Annotated in this window: 5 protein-coding genes; 1 reads left to right on the plus strand and 4 read right to left on the minus strand. The window is 62.3% G+C overall.

Features of this window, described 5'->3' with window-relative positions:
• On the minus strand, positions 1-1,084 hold a 1,084-nt coding region (gene aroC, locus EOA22_RS27085), incomplete at its 3' end, for a chorismate synthase (RefSeq protein ID WP_127390348.1).
• 178 nt (positions 1,085-1,262) lie between these two features.
• On the opposite strand from aroC, the gene EOA22_RS27090 reads away from it, so the two are divergent.
• Positions 1,263-1,523, plus strand: coding sequence for a DUF1344 domain-containing protein (locus EOA22_RS27090; protein ID WP_013532801.1), 261 nt, complete (start codon positions 1,263-1,265; stop codon positions 1,521-1,523).
• A gap of 168 nt (positions 1,524-1,691) precedes the next feature.
• On the opposite strand, the gene EOA22_RS27095 is transcribed toward EOA22_RS27090, so the two are convergent.
• From EOA22_RS27095 to EOA22_RS27105, 3 genes are all read right to left on the minus strand, one after another.
• A complete protein-coding gene (locus EOA22_RS27095; RefSeq protein WP_013532802.1) occupies positions 1,692-2,279 on the minus strand; it encodes a histidine phosphatase family protein in 588 nt (195 codons plus the stop codon).
• Between the two features lie 44 nt (positions 2,280-2,323).
• Positions 2,324-3,142: an enoyl-ACP reductase FabI gene (gene fabI, locus EOA22_RS27100; protein WP_063167666.1), complete on the minus strand. Its 819-nt coding sequence runs from the start codon at positions 3,140-3,142 to the stop codon at positions 2,324-2,326.
• 106 nt (positions 3,143-3,248) lie between these two features.
• Positions 3,249-3,795, minus strand: a 547-nt coding sequence (locus EOA22_RS27105) for a DnaJ C-terminal domain-containing protein (RefSeq protein ID WP_281040789.1), incomplete at its 5' end; no start/stop codon positions are given.

The raw sequence follows: 3,795 nt of genomic DNA on the forward strand, positions 1-3,795 counted from the left end.
GTCCCCGATGCCGCAGATAATGATCGGCGATCGCACAGGCAACCATTGCCTCGCCGATCGGCACGGCGCGGATGCCGACGCATGGATCGTGGCGGCCCTTGGTCATGATCTCGACGTCCTTGCCGTCCTTATCGATCGACTTTCGCGGGGTCAGGATCGACGAGGTCGGCTTGACGGCGAAACGGGCGACGATTGCCTGGCCGGTCGAGATGCCGCCGAGGATGCCGCCGGCATTGTTGGACAGGAACACCGGCTTGCCGTCATTGCCGATGCGCATCTCGTCGGCATTCTGCTCGCCGGTGATGCGGGCGGCCTCGAAGCCGTTGCCGATCTCGACGCCCTTGACCGCGTTGATCGACATCAGGCCGGAGGCGATGTCCTGGTCGAGCTTGGCATAGATCGGCGCGCCGAGGCCCGGTGGAACGCCGTCGGCGACGATCTCGATCACCGCACCGACCGAGGAGCCCGCCTTGCGGATGCCGTCGAGATACTGCGTGAAGACAGGAACGGAAGCCGGATCGGGGGTGAAGAACGGATTTTCCGCATCGCCGATGAAATTCCAGTTCCAGTTGGCGCGATCGATGGATTTCTCGCCCATCGACACCAGCGCACCGCGCACCACCACGCCGGGCACCACCTTGCGCGCCAAGGCACCGGCCGCCACTCTGGCTGCCGTCTCGCGGGCCGAGGAGCGGCCGCCGCCACGATAATCGCGCACCCCGTATTTGACGTCATAGGTGTAGTCGGCATGGCCGGGCCGGTACTGGCGGGCGATCTCGCCATAATCCTTTGAACGCTGGTCGACATTCTCGATCAGCATCGACACCGGCGTGCCGGTGGTGATCATCGTCTCGCCGTCCTCGTCGAGGATGAAACCTGACAGCACCTTCACTTCATCTGGTTCGCGACGCTGCGTCACGAAACGTGACTGTCCCGGCCGGCGCTTGTCGAGTTCGGCCTGGATCTCGTCGCGCGTAAAGCGGATGCCGGGCGGACAGCCGTCGACCACGCAGCCGAGCGACGGGCCATGGCTTTCGCCCCAGGTGGTGACGCGGAAAAGGTGGCCGAACGTGTTGTGAGACATGAAATACCCTGCCCGGCATCGGAGCCGGCTGAAGATTGCGTTCTATTGGCGTTTTTCACAGGGGTCAAACTGTGATCTGGCGGATTTAGTTTTGACACATTCGGTTGGTTTCTGCTCTGCTCCATCCGCTGTTGAACAGCCCGCCGCCATGCCGGTGCAATGATAAAGAGGAACGATTATGCGTACCCTGATTAGCGCCGTTGCCGCCACGCTGCTGCTTTCCACCGCCGCTTTCGCCGGCCAGACCGAAGGCCTGATCAAGAAGATCGACAAGGACACGGCGACGCTGACGCTGGATGACGGCAAGTCCTACAAGCTGAACGCAGAGACCGATCTCGACGCGCTGAAGCCGGGCATGGACATCGTCATTGCCTACGATGTGACCAATGGCGAAAACGTCATCACCGACATGGAACTGCCGGACAGCTCAGCCAACTAGAGCTTCCAACCTCAATTGAATGCAGCGTTTGCGGTTCAGCTTTCGCCGAGCCGCCTGCGAAATGGCCTAGAGCGTGTCGCGTCTGAACGGATTCAGGCGACCCGCTTTAGGTCTTTGTTTTATGCATGTCGTTCTCCCAAAACCGGGGCCAATTTTGGGCGACATGCATCAAAGCCACTCCAGACTCTTGCCTTCGAGCTTGAGCAGGCGATCCTGCGGTATTTCCAGGTTCGCTGCCTCGTCCTCGGCCAATCCCAGAACGAAACGAAACAAGGTGCGCATGACGCCGCCATGGGTCACGCATATCGTCTGGCGTTCAATCGCGTCGAAGCATGGCCTCACCCGTTCGAGCAGCATCTGATAGCTCTCGGCGCCTTCGCCGGGCGGCTGGAAGTTCCACTTGTCCAGAGCACGCGTCCCGCTTGCTCCGGGATACCGCGTCTCCAGCTCGGGAAAGGTAAATCCCTGCCAATCGCCGAAATTGACCTCGACGAGGCGCGGATCGGTTCGATAGGCATCCGGATCCAGCTTCATCGCGGCGCGAATACGCTGCATCGTTTCGCGCGTCCGTTTCATCGGACTGGCGACGAAGTCGAATTCCCAGGGATCTGGAACCAACGCAGCTAGCCGAAGCCCGTTGCCGGTCGCCTGTTCGCGGCCAAGAGCATTGAGATCGGTGTCAGCCTGCCCCTGAAGCCGCATTTCGGCGTTCCACGCGGTCTGGCCGTGGCGCGCGATATAAACCAGCGGGTACATCAGGTCTTCCGGTGCGGATCGGGACGGACGACGGTTGGGGGGTGCTAGTCCTTGACCGTCGAAATATCAGGCGCGTCGACCGCCTTCATGCCGACGACGTGGTAGCCCGAATCGACGTGGTGCACTTCACCGGTGACGCCGCGCGACAGATCGGACAGGAAATAGACGCCGGAATCGCCGACTTCCTCCTGCGTCACCGTCTGCTTCAGCGGCGAATTGTACTCGTTCCACTTCAGGATGTAGCGGAAATCGCCGATGCCGGAAGCGGCAAGGGTCTTGATCGGGCCGGCCGAAATGGCGTTGACGCGGATCTTCTTGGCGCCGAGATCGACCGCCAGGTAGCGCACGCTGGCCTCGAGCGCCGCCTTGGCGACACCCATGACGTTGTAGTGCGGCATCACCTTTTCGGCGCCGTAGTAGGTCAGCGTCAGCAGTGAGCCGCCATCGGTCATCAGCGCCTCGGCGCGCTTGGCGATGGTGGTGAAGGAATAGACCGAAATGTCCATTGTGCGCAGGAAATTGTCGCGTGACGTCTCGACATAGCGGCCAGTCAGCTCATCCTTGTCGGAGAAGGCAATGGCGTGGACGAGGAAATCAAGCTTGCCCCAATGTCTGGCGACATTGGCGAAAACCTCATCCAGGCTCGCCGGATCGGTGACGTCGCAATGGCCGGCGACAAAGGCGCCCAGTTCCGCCGCCAGCGGCTCGACACGCTTCTTGAACGCCTCGCCCTGATAGGTCAGCGCTATCTCGGCGCCATGATCGACGCAGGCCTTGGCAATGCCATAAGCGATCGACCTATTGTTGGCGACGCCAAGAATGAGGCCGCGCTTGCCGGCCATTAGGCCCTGTCCACCCGCCATGTGAGCGCTCTCCGCAAGATTTCAGCTTTGTGGGTTGCCCTATCGCACAGGCACAGAGCCCCTTCAAGCGCTCAAAACGGACAGTTCAGGGGACAAAAGCCGCCGATCAGCCTTTTTGGCTGCGCAACAGCGCTTCGAGCGCGCTGTCACCGCCTTCCGGCAGCATGATACGCACATGAGCGTAGAGATCGCCGTGACCGCCGGCCTTTTCCGGCAGGCCTCTGCCCTTCAGCCGCAGGACCTTGTCGGAGCTCGACCAGGCCGGAATGTTGACCGCGAGCCTGCCGGTCGGCGTCTCGACAGGCACCTTGGCGCCGAGCACGGCATCCGCCAGCATCACCGGCAGATCGGCGTGCAGGTCGCGGCCTTCGATGCGGTAGCGTGGATGCCGGCGCAGATGGATCTTGACCAGCGCGTCGCCTGGCTGGCCCGGCCCCTGCTCGCCTTGACCCTTGAGGCGGATGGTCTGGCCATCCTCGACATAGGCCGGCAGCTTGACCGCCACCTTGCGGCCGTCGGGGAACATCGCCGTCACCTTTTCAGCGGTCGCCGCTTCCTCGATGGTGACGTCGAGCGTCACGTTCAGATCGGCTGCTGTCGCCTGCTGGCGGCGATCGCCCGTGCCGGGACCGCGCGCGCCCGAAAAAGGGTCG

Origin of the sequence: Mesorhizobium sp. M7A.F.Ca.US.014.04.1.1 (assembly GCF_003998745.1) — a bacterium.
In the GTDB taxonomy this organism is placed as follows: domain Bacteria; phylum Pseudomonadota; class Alphaproteobacteria; order Rhizobiales; family Rhizobiaceae; genus Mesorhizobium; species Mesorhizobium ciceri.

Excerpts from the sequence above, each read along its gene's own strand:
- fabI (WP_063167666.1), bottom strand. The coding sequence starts at position 3,142 with ATGGCGGGTGGACAGGGCCTAATGGCCGGCAAGCGCGGCCTCATTCTT.
- EOA22_RS27095 (WP_013532802.1), bottom strand. The coding sequence starts at position 2,279 with ATGTACCCGCTGGTTTATATCGCGCGCCACGGCCAGACCGCGTGGAAC.
- EOA22_RS27090 (WP_013532801.1), top strand. The coding sequence starts at position 1,263 with ATGCGTACCCTGATTAGCGCCGTTGCCGCCACGCTGCTGCTTTCCACC.